Below are 14,658 nucleotides of genomic sequence, written 5' to 3'. Positions count from 1 at the left end.
GGTTTGTATTACTCACTTTTCATTTTATAAGGTTTAAATTATGTCACATGATGTGAGTGTTGGGATTGTTGCTGACTGGTTGGTGACATTTGCAGGGTCAGAAAAAGTTATTGCAGAGTTTATTAAATTATACCCAAATGCTGATATTTATTCTGTTGTCGATTTTCTTTCTGATGAATCCCGGAAGAAATTCTATGGAAAAGAAGCGACGACCTCTTTTATACAGTGGTTACCTTTTGCGAAGAAGAAATATCAGCAGTATCTGCCTTTAATGCCGCTGGCTATCGAGCAGCTTGATGTGACGGGGCATGACATTGTGCTTTCCAGCAGTCATGCGGTGGCTAAAGGCGTATTGACCGGCCCTGATCAGTTGCACATCAGTTATGTGCATTCGCCGATCCGCTATGCCTGGGATTTTCAGCACCAGTATTTGCGTGAGGCGGGGCTGAACAAAGGCCTGAAAGGGAAACTGGCCCGCTGGTTCCTGCATAAAATCAGGATTTGGGATTACCGGACAGCCAATGGCGTGGATCACTTTATCGCTAATTCCCAGTTTATTGCCCGGCGAATCAAGAAGGTCTATGGCCGGGATGCGGATGTTATTTATCCTCCTGTCGATGTAGAACGTTTTACTTTGCAGGAGAATAAAGAAGACTTCTATTTTACCGCCTCCCGCATGGTGCCTTATAAGCGTATCGACCTGATTGTTGAAGCATTCAGTCAGATGCCGGATAAGAAACTGGTGGTGATCGGTGACGGTTCTGAAATGGCGAAAATAAAATCCCGGGCTGGCAGCAATATCGAAATTCTGGGTTATCAGCCTGACGATGTGATGCAAGATTACATGCGGCGCACCCGGGCGTTTGTTTTTGCTGCTGAAGAAGATTTTGGCATTACGCCGGTCGAAGCACAGGCCAGCGGGACGCCGGTTATTGCCTTTGGCAAAGGCGGTGTTCTGGAGACCATCAGACCTTATGGCGAACGTAATGCCACCGGGGTATTTTTCTCAGAGCAAACGGCGGAATCACTGATTAACGCCGTGCGTCACTTTGATACGATTAAAGACTCTATCCTGCCGAAGGACTGCCGCGAAAACGCTTTAAAGTTCTCTGCACAAAGATTTCATGATGAGCTGGATGAGTATATCAAAACAAAATGGCATGACTTCAATGAAAGTAAACGCATCGTTTATTAATTTTTATCCTTTTTAATATTGTTCTTTTTTCTGTCGTTGACTGTTTATTCTGCGATTCATCTTACTCAACATAACCTTGCAATTATAATCGTGCATCTGTCCGGATGCGTTTTTTAAATTGTAATCTAAGGGTTTACTATGTCTAAGGTCGCTCTTATTACCAATATCTCCGGGCAGGACGGATCTTATCTGACTGAGCTTTTGCTTAAAAAAGGCTATACAGTCCATGGGATTATCCTGCACAGCCCGGTACCCGATACTGAATTTGTCACTGATGATTTACATGCAAACAATCCTGATTTCCATATTCATCATTATGGCTGGGGTGAAATCTTAGATCTGAGGAGTTTGCTGGCGTTAATTCGCCCGGATGAAATTTATAATCTGGATATCACCAGTGAAACTACCGCGCATTCTACATTTCCTGTCACCGGGATCAGTGCGCTGAGAATGCTGGAGGCTATCCGTTCTGAGGGGCTGGAGCGCACAACCCGTTATTATCATGCTTCATCTTCCGCGTTGTGCGGGCTGGTTAACGGGATGACCATCAATGAAATGGTGACGTTTAATCTTCCGCCTTCGGAGACCGTCGCCAGAGTCAGTGATTTCTGGACCGCCGTGAATTACCGGGAAACATTCGGTATGTATGCCTGTAACGGCATTCTGTTTAACCATGAGTCGCCGCGGCGCAGCGAAAGTTTTGTCACGCGTAAAATCACACGCGGGCTGGCGAACATTACTCAGGGGCTGGAGAAGTGCCTTTATCTGGGCAATCTGAATGCCTTACGTGACTGGGGGCATGCCAGAGATTACGTCAAAATGCAGTGGCTGATGCTGCAGCAGGACAAACCGGAGGACTTCGTCATTGCAACGGGCGTGCAGTTTACGGTGCGTCAGTTCGTGACTTTTGCGGCCCTTGAACTGGGGATCAAACTGCGGTTTGTCGGCAAAGGCGTGGAGGAAAAAGGCGTGATTGCGGCGATTATCAGCCCGGTCGCGGCAGCGCTGAAAGTCGGAGATGTGATTGTCGCCGTCGATCCGCGCTATATGCGCCCGTCGGAGGTCAGCAAGGTTTCGGTTAATCCGTCAAAAGCACGGCGTCAGTTAGGCTGGGCACCTGAAACCTCATTACAGGATCTGGTGATTGAGATGGTGCAGGCGGATCTGGCCTTCGCCAAAAAGGCGGCGCGTCTGAAGCTGTACGGCTAACGCCAGTCGCTGTTTCTGACGATGTACGAAAAAAGCCGGAGAATGCGCTGACATTCTCCGGCTTTTTTTTGCCTTCAGAAAAGCTGTTTATTTAGCGCCAAAACAGGCATCCAGCCCTGCCTGAGTATCTTTGCTTGCCAGACCTGGCATAGGTTTATCGGCGATAAGCGTGACGCCGGTATCCACATACCCGGAAACCTTTTTGCCGTGTCTGGCATAGGCAACGGCAGCATCAACACCCATCGCCGCCATCGTTAAAGGATACTGCTGAGCCGTGGCAGCAATCTTGCCTTCACGTACGTAATTTACCCCCGCACACCCGCCATCAACAGAGAGAATCATGGCATTCTTTTGTTTACCTGCCTCCTGCAAGGCTTTGTAGGCTCCGGCTGCGGCCGGTTCGTTGACGGTGTAAACCAGATTAATGTCCGGATGGGCTTTCAGGCAATTTGTCATGACCTCGTAGCCTTGTTTCTCTGCCCCTTCGCTATAGCCTGCACACACAATTTCGGGTGCGGCTGACAGTTCACTGGATTCGGCACCTGCCGCAGTTAAACCCAATCCTTTCATAAACCCGTTGTGCCTTCTTGCCCCTACCAGATGTCCTGGCGATAAATCCAGCATCGCTATTTTAAGGGGTTGCCCCGCGAACGTCAGCGGCATGGCCGCCTGAGCATACTGGCCAATCAATTCGCCAGCTTTATAGTTATCGGTGGCGAAGAGGGCATCGACGGCACTGATCGGATCCGTCGGGGAATCGAGGGCGATAACCTGCACGCCTTTTGCCCGGACCTCATCGAGTGCGGGCACAATGGCCTTAGCATCGCTCGGCGTAATGAGCAACGTGGTCGCGCCAGAGGCCACCATGGACTGAATCGCGATGATCTGTGAAGGATAATCGCTGTCTTCTTTACCGGCTGCGGTAAGCAGTTTGACCCCGTGTACGGTGGCCCCCAGCATGGCACCTTCTTTCATTTTCAAAAAGAACGGGTTGGTGTCTGTTTTAGTAATCAGGCCTATCGTGATGTTCTCATTGCTGCTGGCAAGAGCTGCCGATGTCAGCAGGGTCGTCGCCACGGCAAAAACGCAGGAAATTTTCATGTAAATACCTTAGCGGGTGGCTGTTGCAGTGACATTAAGATTTCCCGCACGTGAAATATCAAATGCAGAAATCCCCTCCAGCAAGATATGAGCCTGTTGTTTTAAACTGTCCGCTGCTGCCGCACTTTGTTCTACTAACGCGGCATTCTGCTGCGTCGCCTCGTCCATGTTGACCACGGCTTTATTGACCTGATCGATGCCAGTATGTTGTTCGCTTGAGGCAAGGGTAATCTCAGCCATCAGGCTGTTGACGCCTTTGACCGCATTCACCACTTCCATCATGGTGGTGCCCGCTTCATCCACCAGCTTAGAACCGACGTTAATCCTTTCAACAGACTCGCTAATCAGGTTTTTAATTTCCTTGGCGGCATTGGCGCTGCGCTGTGCCAGCGTTCGCACTTCACCGGCAACCACCGCAAAACCACGTCCTTGCTCACCGGCACGGGCTGCTTCAACGGCGGCGTTAAGCGCCAGAATATTGGTCTGGAAAGCAATGCCTTCAATGACCGTGATGATTTGTGTCACTTTGCCTGAGCTTTCGGCGATTTCATGCATGGTACTGACGACGCGTTCAACGACGTTGCCGCCGCGTTGCGCCACTTGTGACGCACTTGTGGCCATCAGATTCCCCTGATGGGCATTGTCGGCGTTGTGTTTCACTGTCGCGGTCAGTTCCTCCATGCTTGCTGATGTCTGTTCCAGCGAGGAAGCCTGGGCTTCGGTCCGGCGACTCAGATCCTCATTGCCCAACGTAATTTCGGTGGATGCACTGACAATGCTTTCAGCGGAATTAGCCACCTGGTTGATTAACTGATGCAGTTTCGCCTGCATTCCGCCAAGCTCTGCCAGGACGCTGTTTTGTGGTGCGTTTTCCGCGCCTTTCACTTCACTGAGATCACCCGCAGCAATACGTTGTACCACCTGACCTAAAACAAGCGGTTCTTCACCCAGTGCACGGAACAGGGAACGGATAATAATGCCCCCCAGAATAACCGCCAGACTCAGTGCGACCAGGCTGATAACGATGAAAATGAGGCGGGTTTGTTGATACGCATCTTGTGCGGTATTCAGGCTCTCTTTAGCCCGTACGTTACTGTACTGGAGATAGTCATTGGTCGTATTCAGCAGCAGCGCCAACTGAGGTCGTAGCTCGCGATTCATGCGGTCAATCGCTTCAGCTTTCTTCTCTTCAAGGGCCAGATCAACAATATGTTTAGCCACCGGACGGTATCCTTCTTCCGCATTAGAAATCGCGGTCACGAATTGCCGATCCTTATCTGTGACATCTGAGTGTTCTTTGATTGCCGCCTGAAGCCGGTTCAGCGCGGCTGCGGTTTTCTCTTCTGCAGCAGCAACTTGTCTTTTACCTGCTTCGATATCAGCAGCCTCACTGACCAGCACCAGCCCGTAAATATTCAATGAACTGTCTTTTACGCCGCTGAGAATTAAATTCACAGCCGCCTCACGGGCGGAAACCTGCTGTACGTGAGTTTTGAATCTGTTGTTGGCCTGGCTTAACGCGTTGATAGAGAGCAGGACTACTGCGAGAACAATGACGACTAAAACGCCAAATCCCAGCGTAAGCTGGGTGCGTACAGTAGTGTGTTTAAAAGACATAGTGGTAACTCCCTGAAATTGCGATTAAAAAGGTGCGGGCACCTTAAGTTATGACAACATTTCAATCAGTCTCGTGCGTAAAATGTCGTTACCGGAGTAGCCTGTCAGGAAACACAGGATAGAAATCTGTCGGGAAGAAACTGAAGTTGGTCACGTGAACCGAATGAGTTTTAGTGATTAAGTTAACGGCACACTGGCGAGGAAACTTGATAGCAGGGGGCGGACAGCCGGTTTGTTTGTCAGAAAAGTGTGATGTCTGTCAGATTTTTATGCCGGCAATGTTTTCACGCGCTGTTGCGCATAACCTCTGAACGAAAGGCGCGGGCACAGGGCCGTCAGTGTGGCCGTCACGCCGGATTCATCATCAGAAAAATCATTCCATTTTTATAATCTCAGGCAATGATTCAAGTTTCATATTTTGAAACATAAAGCCCTTAATAACCCTCAAACTAAGCTTGCACTATAGAGTATAGCCAGTGCTATATTCGTCTTTGCCGGATAAAATTCACACAAAAATAACAAGCAAGAACAGGGCGGGCAGTATGCGTGGAACAGGCCAGACTTCTTCTCTAACCGACAGAACCAATGCGGCGATTGCTAACGCCATGTCCGGCCGCAAACGCGGCCTGATGACACCGCTGTTGTTTGCGGGGCCAGCGGTGATCGCCTCGATCGCCTATATGGATCCGGGTAATTTTGCGACCAATATTCAGGCTGGCTCGCGCTATGGCTACGCGCTCCTGTGGGTGGTTGTCATGGCCAATATGATCGCCATGCTGTTTCAGGCGCTCTCCGCCAGGCTGGGGATCGTCACCAACAGAAATCTGGCGGAAATGTGTCGCGACCAGTTCTCCAGACCCGTGGTTTGGGGGATGTGGGTGGGCAGCGAAATCGCCGCAATGGCGACCGATCTGGCCGAATTCCTCGGGGGGGCTTTAGCCCTGTCGTTACTGTTCCATATGCCGTTACTGGCCGGGATGGGTATCACGGCGCTGGTTACCTACGGTCTTTTGATGGTGGAAAAGCGTGGTTTCCGCCCTGTTGAGCTGATGATCGGCGGGTTAGTGGCGGTGATTGCGCTGTGTTATCTGGTCGAAATGTTTATTGCGCAGGTTGACTGGGCCGCAGCCGGTCTGGGCATGGTGACACCGCAACTGCCCGACGCGCAGGCGCTGACCATTGCCGTGGGGATCATCGGAGCCACCGTGATGCCACATGCGATCTTCCTGCACTCGGGGCTGACTCAGCACCGTACCCATGCCAGGAATCCGGGCGAACGTCGTACACTGCTGCGTTTTTCCAATATTGAAGTGGTGATCGCGCTGACCCTCGCCGGATTGGTGAATATCGCGATGGTGATTATGGCCGCCAGTGCCTTCCATGCCGGCCACAGCGATGTGGCGGAAATCGAAACGGCTTACCACACCCTGACTCCGCTGTTGGGGGCGGGGGCGGCAGGTTTCTTCCTGCTGTCATTGATTGCTTCCGGTATTTCCAGTTCAGTGGTAGGCACTATGGCAGGCCAGATGATCATGCAGGGCTTCGTCGGTTTTCGCATTCCCGTCTGGTTGCGCCGTCTGGTCACCATGATCCCTGCGTTTATCGTGGTGGCGATGGGCGTTAATGCCACCGACGCGCTGGTATACAGCCAGGTGGTGCTCAGCCTGGCGTTGCCTGCGCCGATGATTGCATTGGTGATATTCACCAGCCGTCGCGACATCATGGGGGAGTTTGTTAACAGCCGCCTGACTGTCGTGACTTCCATCATCGGCACCGTGGTGATTGTGGCGCTCAATATCATCCTGCTGCTGCAAACATTTGGCGTGAATATCCCCGGTCTGGAATAATGCCAGAAGGCTTACTTCGCCATCGCCTTCTGGTTCTTCGCCCGCAATTTCTTCGCCCGGCTCTCCAGCATCAAATAGCACACCAGCGCCAGCAGCAGCGGCAGGAAGTAGTAGAGCATACGGTAGGCCAGCAGGGCGGCGATAATCGTGCCCTGCGACGTATGTTCTCCGGCCAGCAGGGCGATAAACACCGCTTCCAGCACGCCGATCCCCGCCGGAATATGCACAATCACCCCGGCGATACTGCTGACTAACAGCACGCCCAGCACAAAGAAATAGTTCACATCCTCGCCTAACAGCAGCCAGATAATCGCCCCCATGGCCATCCAGTTGGCGCTGGAAATTACCATCTGCGCCACGGCAAATTTAAACGACGGTAGCACCAGTTTTTGCCCTTTCACCGTCATATGGCGGCGTTTAGCATAGGCGCAGAACCAGACGTAAGTGGCCACCATCGCCAGCAGCACAATGCCCATAATGCGCAGTGTGCCTTCGTCGATGTACCAGTGCGAAGGCAGCTCCACGACGCCGAAGGTGAAGATAATTCCGCCGAGCAAAATATAGCCAAGCCAGTTGGTGGTAATGCTCAGTGAGAAAATGCGGGTGATCGTGGCGCCGGGCAGACCCAGGCGGGAGTAGAGCCGGTAACGCATGCCGATGCCGCCAACCCAGGTGCTGAGCGTGAGGTTAAAGGCGTAGCAGATAAATGACACCAGCATCACCTGACGGGCCGCGAGTTTGTGCCCGCAATAAGCGCGCGCCAGCAGATCGTAACAGCCGTACAGCAGATAGCTGATGATCACCAGCACCACTGATATCAGCAGTGGCGTGCGGTTGTAATTGCGAATGACCTTCCACACGTCTTCCCAGTTGACCGTGCGGGCGTAAACCACCAGCAGCACAGCCACGGCGATAAAGAAAATCCAGGTGAGTATTTTTTTCGCCAGACGCCACTTCGGATGTGATGCAGACATTATGATTTCACCTCTGAATTCTCTGACGTCACCCGATCCTGCGTTTCAATTTCGGGTTGTACGGGCGGCTTTACCTGGGCAAGCCTTGGCGTGTGCGCCGGTAGCCAGCCGACCATGGCCGGAAATTTACGCAGGAAGTGAAACGCCACCACGCTTTTCGCCAGGTTCCACCAGGTGCGTTTCGGGGCCATAGTTTGATCTACGCGCTGGCAGTCTCTGGCGATAATACCGTGCAGGTTCTCGCGCAGCGTCTGGTTAAACGTCCGGTCGTGGATAATCAGATTGGCTTCAAGATTGAGCGACAGGCTCAGCGGATCGAGATTACTGGAGCCGATCGTCGCCCAGTGAGCATCCATCAGCGCGACCTTGCCGTGCAGCGGACGACGGCGATATTCATACACCTGCACACCGCCTTTCAGCAGATAGTTGTACAGCAGCTCTGCACCGACTTTTACAATCGCCATATCCGGCTCGCCCTGCACGATGAGTTTTACCTGCACGCCGCGGCGGGCTGCATTGCGCATGGCGTGAAGCAGACGGTAACCAGGAAAGAAATAGGCGTTGGCGATAATCACTTCGCGCCTGGCGCTGGCCAGCATTTTCAGATAGTGACGCTCAATATCATCCCGGTGATCGTCATTATCGCGCCAGACAAACAGCGCCTGCGCCTCGCCGGGATTGCGATTTTCCGCCGCATGATAGCGGCGACGTTGCTGCCACCATCGGTGGGTATGCGCATGATCAGGCAGATTTTCCAGCTCAAACTGCAAAATGTCATCCACCACCGGACCTTCCACCCGTACGGCGTAGTCCTGCTTGGCCTCGGGACCGTAATCGGACATGTGCTCGGCGGAGTAATTAATCCCGCCGACAAACGCCACTGTATTGTCGATGACAACAATTTTACGGTGCATACGGCGGAAAAGATTGGTTCGCATACCGAACAGCGGCGGGCGCGGGTCGTAATAGCGAAACACCACGCCTGCTGAAGTCAGTTCGCCGACGAAATCATCGCTCAAATCAGGCGATCCGTAGCCGTCGAGCAGCACTTCAACCCCGATACCGCGCCGGGCGGCACGCAGGAGCACTGCATGTAACTGGCGACCCACGTCATCCTCAAACCAGATAAAGGTTTCGAGAATCACTTTACGCTGAGCGTTATCGATAGCGTCAAATACCGCCGGGTAATATTCGTCGCCATTTTCCAGAAGCTGGATGTGGTTGCCTTCCCGCCATGCGGTTTTCATAGATGGATCTCCGCGCTTAACGGGGCATGATCGGACAGATGACGCCAGTTACGCAGCGGCAGCACCGCAGGCGCGCTGGCATTGGCATTTTTCACATAGATCCTGTCAAGACGCAGAAGCGGCATCCTGACCGGGAAAGTGCGCGCCGGGCGGCCTTTTGCGCGGGTGAAAATCTCATCGAGTCCCGCCTGTACTTTAAGCGGGCGATTGGCTTTTTGCCGCCAGTCGTTGAAATCGCCTGCCACCAGCACCGGTTCTCCCTGCGGGAAAGCGTTAACCCAGTCGGCCAGCATCTTGAGCTGTGCCTGGCGGTGCGCTTCGCGCAGACCCAGATGTACGCAAATCACGTGGACAGGAGACCCAAGCTGCGGGGGCACGATACGGCAGTACAACAGGCCGCGATTCTCGCTACCCGCGACCGACACGTCGCGATTCTCGTAATGTTCAATGGGATAGCGTGAAAGGACGGCATTGCCGTGATGACCTTCCGGGTAGACCGCGTTGCGCCCGTAGGCGAAGTCGCTCCACATGGTGTCAGCAAGAAACTCGTAATGGGGGGTGTCCGGCCAGCTTTCCACATGCAACGAATGCACATCATGTGCGCCCGTCACTTCCTGCAGGCAGACGATATCGGCACCGACGGTGCGTACCGCGTCGCGCAGCTCGGGTAAAATGAAGCGTTTATTAAACGCGGTGAAGCCCTTGTGAGTATTAATCGTCAGTACTTTCAATGAAAATTGCGGTCTTTGTTGGGTCATTCTTTATCCTGCCAGCGTCACTATCCTGATGAAAATAAAGTATAGTTTCTGTTACGAAAAGAGGCGGCGTCATGTGTGTCCGGGTGAAACGAGCATCAGGGTGATGCGCGCCCTCTTGTGACAGCCCCTCACTTTCGATGGCTCTTTTCTGCTCCTTTCTTCTCACTTCGCCAAATCAAAAATTCCCATTTTTGTTTACTTCCGTTTTGCTGGTTAAGCTATGAGCATCATCACTCTTTAATCAGTTTCGTGCACTTATTCTGAATACAGAGAAGGCGGGTGGATATGTTTCTTGAAGAACGTCGGCAGCAAATCCTGGAATATCTGGATAAAAACGAGCGGGTAAAAGTGGAGGTTTTGGCGTCCCTGTTTGCGGTGACCAGAGAGACCATTCGCAGTGATCTGAATGCCCTGGCGGCTGAAAAATTGGTTCAGCGATGTCATGGCGGTGCAATGGTGATACGGCGGAGTTTGCAGTCAAAGCTAATTGCTGACACCGGAGGCAACTTTGAAGTGTTGCTGCAACGGCTGCAGAGTCAGAAAAGAAAGCAGAGCGTACAACAGGGGAAAGGAAAGAACATGAAAGGTAAGGTTTGCATTCTGGGTTCATTTAACGTCGATATCGTGGCGAAGGTTGAACGTTTTCCAAAAGGCGGAGAATCCCTGTTGGCGCTGGGCAGCACGCTCGGCCCCGGCGGCAAAGGGGCGAATCAGGCCACGGCGGTCAGTCGTGCGGGTGCCAGAGTGCATTTCGTTTCCAAGGTGGGTAAGGATCAGTTCAGCCAGTTTGCTTATGATCACCTGACCTCCTCGGAGATCCACTCCTTTACCCTTTATCAGTCGGACACTGAGCCGACCGGCAACGCCATCATTTATGTCTCGCAGGAAAACGGCGAGAACATGATTGCCATTTATTCCGGTGCCAATAAAACCATCAGTGAAGACGAAGTGGCAGCGATCGCCCCCGAACTGGAAGATTCGGACGTGCTGCTCGTACAGCTCGAAAACAATTTTGCCGCTACCCTGAGCGCGATGAAATTGGCCAAAGCGCTGGGCGTGAAGGTGATTCTCAACCCGGCTCCTTTCTCGAGCCATGCGCTTGAGTGTCTGGAATATGTTGACGTTATTACACCTAATGAAACTGAGGCATCGCAGCTTTCCGGCATTGACGTGAAGGATTTAGCCAGCGCCAAAGAGGCTGCACAGCGTATCGTCAGCCAGGGGGCGAGGCGGGTGATTATTACCATGGGATCGCGCGGCGCGTTGCTGTTTGACGGTAATCAGTTCCAGCACATTCCGGCCTTCCCGGCGCTGAGCGTTGATACCACCGGTGCAGGCGATGCTTTCAACGGCGCGCTGGCCTCAGGTATTGCCAATGGACAAAGTCTGGTTCAGGCGGCGACCTATGCCGCGGCGTTTGCCTCGCTGGCCGTCGAGCGTGAAGGTGCATCAAACATGCCTGATAAGGCTCAGGTTTCAGCACGTCTGGCGCAGCGATAAATGCTGCGGTAATTCTTTAGTTTCTTGTGACGGTCGCTGCCTTGATGCATTGAGTTTAGCGGCCACGTAATCGATTCCGTCTTAAGGAGCAGTCATGACTAAAAGTATTGAAGGCATCGTGCCGGTGATGTTGACCCCTTTCACCGAAGACAACCAGATTGACTATCCGGGCCTGACCCGTTTGATCGACTGGTATCTTGAGAAAGGTGTAGATGCGCTGTTCGCCGTGTGTCAGTCGAGCGAAATGCAGTTTCTGACCCTCGAAGAACGCGTTGCGCTGGCCGGGTTTGTGGTGAAGCACGTTGCGGGGCGCGTGCCGGTGATTGCCTCGGGCCATATCAGTGATGATATCAATGACCAAATCAGTGAGCTGAGTGCGATGGCGAAAACCGGAGCCGACGCACTGGTGCTGGTCACCAACCATCTCGATCCGAAAAATCAGGGCAGTGAGACCTTCTTTGCCACCCTGGATAAGTTGCTGAGTGCCTTGCCTGAATCCATGCCGCTGGGTTTGTATGAGTGTCCTGCACCGTATCGCCGTCTGCTGACCGACGAAGAGCTCACTTACTGCGCCAACACCGGCCGCTTCGTTGTACTGAAAGACGTGAGCTGTGACCTGGCAACCGTTACCCGCCGTGTGAAGCTGGTGGCAAATACGCCGTTGAACATCATTAATGCTAATGCCGCGATTGCTTATCCGGCGATGCTGGCGGGGTCTAAAGGATTCAGCGGCGTGTTCACCAATTTCCACCCCGAGCTTTACAGCTGGCTGTATCACAAGGCGGCAACCCAGCCGCAACTCGCCGACGAGTTAGCCATTTTCCTGTCGCTGGGCGCGGTGACTGAAACACTGGGGTATCCGAAGAATGCCAAGATTTATCATCAGCGTCTGGGTACTTTCGACAGCGAGTTCTGCCGTGTGAATAAAGACAATGTGCTGGAAAAGTTCTGGGGGCTGACCGTATTGCTGGATCAAATTCACAGCGGCACGGCGCTGTGGCAGAAAAAAATCGCCGCCGTATAAGGTGAGATAGCCATGAGTGAGTGATGCGGATGAGTTGCCATCTTATCCGCTGATTAATGGCCTGGTCGGATATTCTATGCACATGATGATGCTGCCAGGCCGTCAGTTTCAAATCTATAACCTTTTTAGCCGTAATCCGACCCTGAATATAAATATAAAAGGATTATTCAACATGATCGTATGTTGCCTGAGAGACTGGGAACGTGAGAAATTCGCTTTCCATCCGATTATTAATAAAGGTATTGAGTATATTACTCAAACTGATTTTACCACGCTGACACCAGGGAAATTCGATATTATTCCGGACAAGATGTTTTGCCTTCTGCAGGAAATGAATACCGTTCCTGCTCATGAAATGCGGGCTGAGTCACATTTCAAGTTTGCAGATATTCAATTTCTCTTGCAGGGAGAAGAAACCATCGGTGTGGCGCGCGGTGCGGCGGAGCACGAGGTGGCAGAAGACCGGGCGGAGAAGCATGACATCGTGTTTTATCAGGAAACGAATAATGAATCGCTGATTCGTTTGGAACCCGGCATGTTTGCCGTTTTCTTTCCGCAAGATTTACATCGCCCTTGCTGTAATACCCGAAGTCAGTCTTTTATTCGTAAAGCTGTGATTAAAATTCACCTGAGTCTGTTCAATGATGACTTATTTATGAATAACCAATAGTGGATAATTAAAATGATGAAAGACGCTACCTCTCCTCCTGATACATCTTTGGTTAAAACGGCTGCTCCTGTTGTTTCACGCTTGCGCTGGGGCATTATTTTTATTTTGTTAATGGCGGCGGTCATTAATTATCTCGACCGTGCCAATTTAAGTATTGCTAACACTACCATTGCGAAAGAGTTTGGTTTCAGCCAGACGGAAATGGGCCTGCTGCTGTCTGCTTTCCTGTGGCCATATGCGCTGGCAAACCTGCCTGCGGGCTGGTTGGTTGACCGTTTCGGTCCTAAAAAAATGTTCTCGTGGGGCGTGGGTCTGTGGTCCACCTTCACGGTGATGGCAGGTTTCGTTAATGGTTATTCCATGTTCTATGCCCTGCGCATGCTGCTGGGCATTTCCGAATCACCATTCTTTACCTCCGGCATCAAGATTACTCACCGCTGGTTCTCTGATAAAGAGCGCGCGCTGCCGACCTCGATCATCAATACCGGTTCGCAGATTGCCAATGCCATTGCACCACCAATCCTGACCGTGCTGCTGTTAACGCTCGGCTGGCGCGGCATGTTTATTGCCATTGGCCTGGCGGGGATTCCGCTGCTGCTGGTATGGCTGAAATTTTACCGCAATCCGACCGAGCGCGAAGAAAAGGTGATCCACGCCAATTCTCAGCTGGTGCAGAAGTCGGTGACCGAAGTTAACGGCAATAACAAGGCGAGTTGGGGAGCGTTGTTCAGGCATAAAACCACCTGGTTTATGGTGATCGGCAACTTTTCTATCATGTTCACTATCTGGGTTTACCTGACCTGGCTGCCGGGCTACCTGGAAAAATCGCTGGGTTTTAGCCTGAAACAAACAGGCTGGCTGGCGGCCATTCCGTTCCTGGCGGGGATTTTAGGTGTGCTGTGCGGCGGGGCTATCTCTGACCGTCTTATCCGTCGCGGTGTGAAGACGATTACCGCGCGTAAGGTGCCGATTGTGGCCGGGGCAGCGCTGGCGGCCTGCTTTGTGGCGCCGATTCCTTTTGTGCACAACACAACACTGAGTATCGCGCTGCTGTCAGTTGGCTACTTCTTCTCGCAACTGCCGCAGGGTGTCATCTGGACGCTGGCCTCAGACATTGCGCCGAAAGAGCAGGTGGCATCGATGGGCGCCATTCAGAACTTCGGTGGTTTCCTGGGGGCGGCCTGTGCGCCGATTGTCACCGGGCTTATTCTGGATGCAACCGGGCAGTTCACCAACGTCTTCTTTCTCGGTGCCGGTTTACTGATGCTGGGCGCGTTAAGCTACGGACTGTTCGTGAAAAAGCCTATTTTGGTGACAATGTCGAAATAGCGACAATCGTAAACTTCATTAAACGCCTGGCTATCGGGGCGTTTAATGAGTACGGGTTTCCCATGTTTCGCCTTTTGACACACTGAAGACAGTATGGAGAGTCCGCATCTCTGAAAGCAAAAAACCCGCCATAGGCGGGTTTCTTTAAATAGGGTGCCCGGACTCGGACTAACGCCGCAGGCGTTTG

The 14,658-nt window shown here is 52.3% G+C and carries 12 protein-coding genes; 7 read left to right on the top strand and 5 right to left on the bottom strand.

Going from position 1 to position 14,658, the window contains the following annotated elements:
• The first annotated feature begins 40 nt into the window (after positions 1 to 40).
• Both GW591_RS12815 and GW591_RS12810 read left to right on the top strand, forming a co-directional pair.
• On the top strand, positions 41 to 1,195 hold the full coding sequence (locus tag GW591_RS12815; RefSeq protein WP_166860738.1) for a glycosyltransferase family 4 protein: 1,155 nt from the start codon (positions 41 to 43) through the stop codon (positions 1,193 to 1,195).
• Positions 1,196 to 1,333: 138 nt separating this feature from the next.
• On the top strand, positions 1,334 to 2,404 hold the full coding sequence (locus GW591_RS12810) for a GDP-mannose 4,6-dehydratase (RefSeq protein ID WP_015690360.1): 1,071 nt from the start codon (positions 1,334 to 1,336) through the stop codon (positions 2,402 to 2,404).
• 87 nt (positions 2,405 to 2,491) lie between these two features.
• Here the strand turns inward: GW591_RS12810 and GW591_RS12805 are convergent, their stop codons facing one another.
• Together GW591_RS12805 and GW591_RS12800 are read right to left on the bottom strand one after the other, a co-directional pair.
• On the bottom strand, positions 2,492 to 3,505 hold the full coding sequence (locus tag GW591_RS12805) for a substrate-binding domain-containing protein (RefSeq protein ID WP_037033306.1): 1,014 nt from the start codon (positions 3,503 to 3,505) through the stop codon (positions 2,492 to 2,494).
• A 9-nt stretch (positions 3,506 to 3,514) separates the two neighbouring features.
• The gene (locus GW591_RS12800; protein ID WP_013576863.1) at positions 3,515 to 5,122 is read right to left on the bottom strand and encodes a methyl-accepting chemotaxis protein; all 1,608 of its coding nucleotides are present in this window, start codon (positions 5,120 to 5,122) and stop codon (positions 3,515 to 3,517) included.
• Between the two features lie 542 nt (positions 5,123 to 5,664).
• Here GW591_RS12800 and GW591_RS12795 point away from each other — a divergent pair.
• Entirely contained in the window at positions 5,665 to 6,969 is a 1,305-nt protein-coding gene (locus GW591_RS12795) for an Nramp family divalent metal transporter (protein ID WP_013576862.1), read from the top strand.
• 11 nt (positions 6,970 to 6,980) lie between these two features.
• Here the strand turns inward: GW591_RS12795 and GW591_RS12790 are convergent, their stop codons facing one another.
• Genes GW591_RS12790 through GW591_RS12780 form a run of 3 tightly spaced genes read right to left on the bottom strand, consistent with a single transcriptional unit; the run spans position 6,981 to position 9,948 of the window.
• Positions 6,981 to 7,943 (bottom strand): lysylphosphatidylglycerol synthase domain-containing protein, encoded by a 963-nt coding sequence (locus GW591_RS12790; RefSeq protein ID WP_015690358.1) that lies wholly within the window; start codon positions 7,941 to 7,943, stop codon positions 6,981 to 6,983.
• Positions 7,943 to 9,190 carry a cardiolipin synthase ClsB gene (gene clsB, locus GW591_RS12785; protein WP_166860736.1) on the bottom strand — a complete coding sequence of 416 codons (1,248 nt, stop codon included), beginning with the start codon at positions 9,188 to 9,190 and terminating at the stop codon, positions 7,943 to 7,945. Before clsB ends, GW591_RS12790 begins: the two co-directional genes overlap by 1 nt.
• Positions 9,187 to 9,948, bottom strand: a complete 762-nt coding sequence (locus tag GW591_RS12780; protein WP_013576859.1) for an endonuclease/exonuclease/phosphatase family protein — start codon at positions 9,946 to 9,948, stop codon at positions 9,187 to 9,189. Before GW591_RS12780 ends, clsB begins: the two co-directional genes overlap by 4 nt.
• A 285-nt stretch (positions 9,949 to 10,233) precedes the next feature.
• On the opposite strand from GW591_RS12780, the gene rbsK reads away from it, so the two are divergent.
• The 4 genes from rbsK to GW591_RS12760 all read left to right on the top strand — a co-directional run bounded on the left by rbsK (position 10,234) and on the right by GW591_RS12760 (position 14,471).
• Complete coding sequence (gene rbsK / locus GW591_RS12775; protein ID WP_112197496.1) at positions 10,234 to 11,448, top strand: ribokinase; 1,215 nt, start codon at positions 10,234 to 10,236, stop codon at positions 11,446 to 11,448.
• Positions 11,449 to 11,542: 94 nt separating this feature from the next.
• A complete protein-coding gene (locus tag GW591_RS12770; RefSeq protein WP_015690356.1) occupies positions 11,543 to 12,472 on the top strand; it encodes a dihydrodipicolinate synthase family protein in 930 nt (309 codons plus the stop codon).
• Positions 12,473 to 12,644: 172 nt separating this feature from the next.
• Positions 12,645 to 13,142, top strand: coding sequence for a YhcH/YjgK/YiaL family protein (locus GW591_RS12765; protein ID WP_183065363.1), 498 nt, complete (start codon positions 12,645 to 12,647; stop codon positions 13,140 to 13,142).
• A 15-nt stretch (positions 13,143 to 13,157) separates the two neighbouring features.
• Complete coding sequence (locus GW591_RS12760; protein WP_173362116.1) at positions 13,158 to 14,471, top strand: MFS transporter; 1,314 nt, start codon at positions 13,158 to 13,160, stop codon at positions 14,469 to 14,471.
• Positions 14,472 to 14,658: the final 187 nt, after the last annotated feature.

Source organism: Rahnella aceris, from assembly GCF_011684115.1.
GTDB lineage: Bacteria > Pseudomonadota > Gammaproteobacteria > Enterobacterales > Enterobacteriaceae > Rahnella > Rahnella aceris.
Note: the sequence above shows the minus strand (reverse complement) of the source record. Positions and strands in the feature narration are given on the sequence as shown.

What these genes read in the sequence shown, in the direction of transcription:
- GW591_RS12815 (WP_166860738.1), top strand. Translation starts at nt 41, where the DNA reads ATGTCACATGATGTGAGTGTTGGGATTGTTGCTGACTGGTTGGTGACA.
- GW591_RS12810 (WP_015690360.1), top strand. Translation starts at nt 1,334, where the DNA reads ATGTCTAAGGTCGCTCTTATTACCAATATCTCCGGGCAGGACGGATCT.
- GW591_RS12805 (WP_037033306.1), bottom strand. Translation starts at nt 3,505, where the DNA reads ATGAAAATTTCCTGCGTTTTTGCCGTGGCGACGACCCTGCTGACATCG.
- GW591_RS12800 (WP_013576863.1), bottom strand. Translation starts at nt 5,122, where the DNA reads ATGTCTTTTAAACACACTACTGTACGCACCCAGCTTACGCTGGGATTT.
- GW591_RS12795 (WP_013576862.1), top strand. Translation starts at nt 5,665, where the DNA reads ATGCGTGGAACAGGCCAGACTTCTTCTCTAACCGACAGAACCAATGCG.
- GW591_RS12790 (WP_015690358.1), bottom strand. Translation starts at nt 7,943, where the DNA reads ATGTCTGCATCACATCCGAAGTGGCGTCTGGCGAAAAAAATACTCACC.
- clsB (WP_166860736.1), bottom strand. Translation starts at nt 9,190, where the DNA reads ATGAAAACCGCATGGCGGGAAGGCAACCACATCCAGCTTCTGGAAAAT.
- GW591_RS12780 (WP_013576859.1), bottom strand. Translation starts at nt 9,948, where the DNA reads ATGACCCAACAAAGACCGCAATTTTCATTGAAAGTACTGACGATTAAT.
- rbsK (WP_112197496.1), top strand. Translation starts at nt 10,234, where the DNA reads ATGTTTCTTGAAGAACGTCGGCAGCAAATCCTGGAATATCTGGATAAA.
- GW591_RS12770 (WP_015690356.1), top strand. Translation starts at nt 11,543, where the DNA reads ATGACTAAAAGTATTGAAGGCATCGTGCCGGTGATGTTGACCCCTTTC.
- GW591_RS12765 (WP_183065363.1), top strand. Translation starts at nt 12,645, where the DNA reads ATGATCGTATGTTGCCTGAGAGACTGGGAACGTGAGAAATTCGCTTTC.
- GW591_RS12760 (WP_173362116.1), top strand. Translation starts at nt 13,158, where the DNA reads ATGAAAGACGCTACCTCTCCTCCTGATACATCTTTGGTTAAAACGGCT.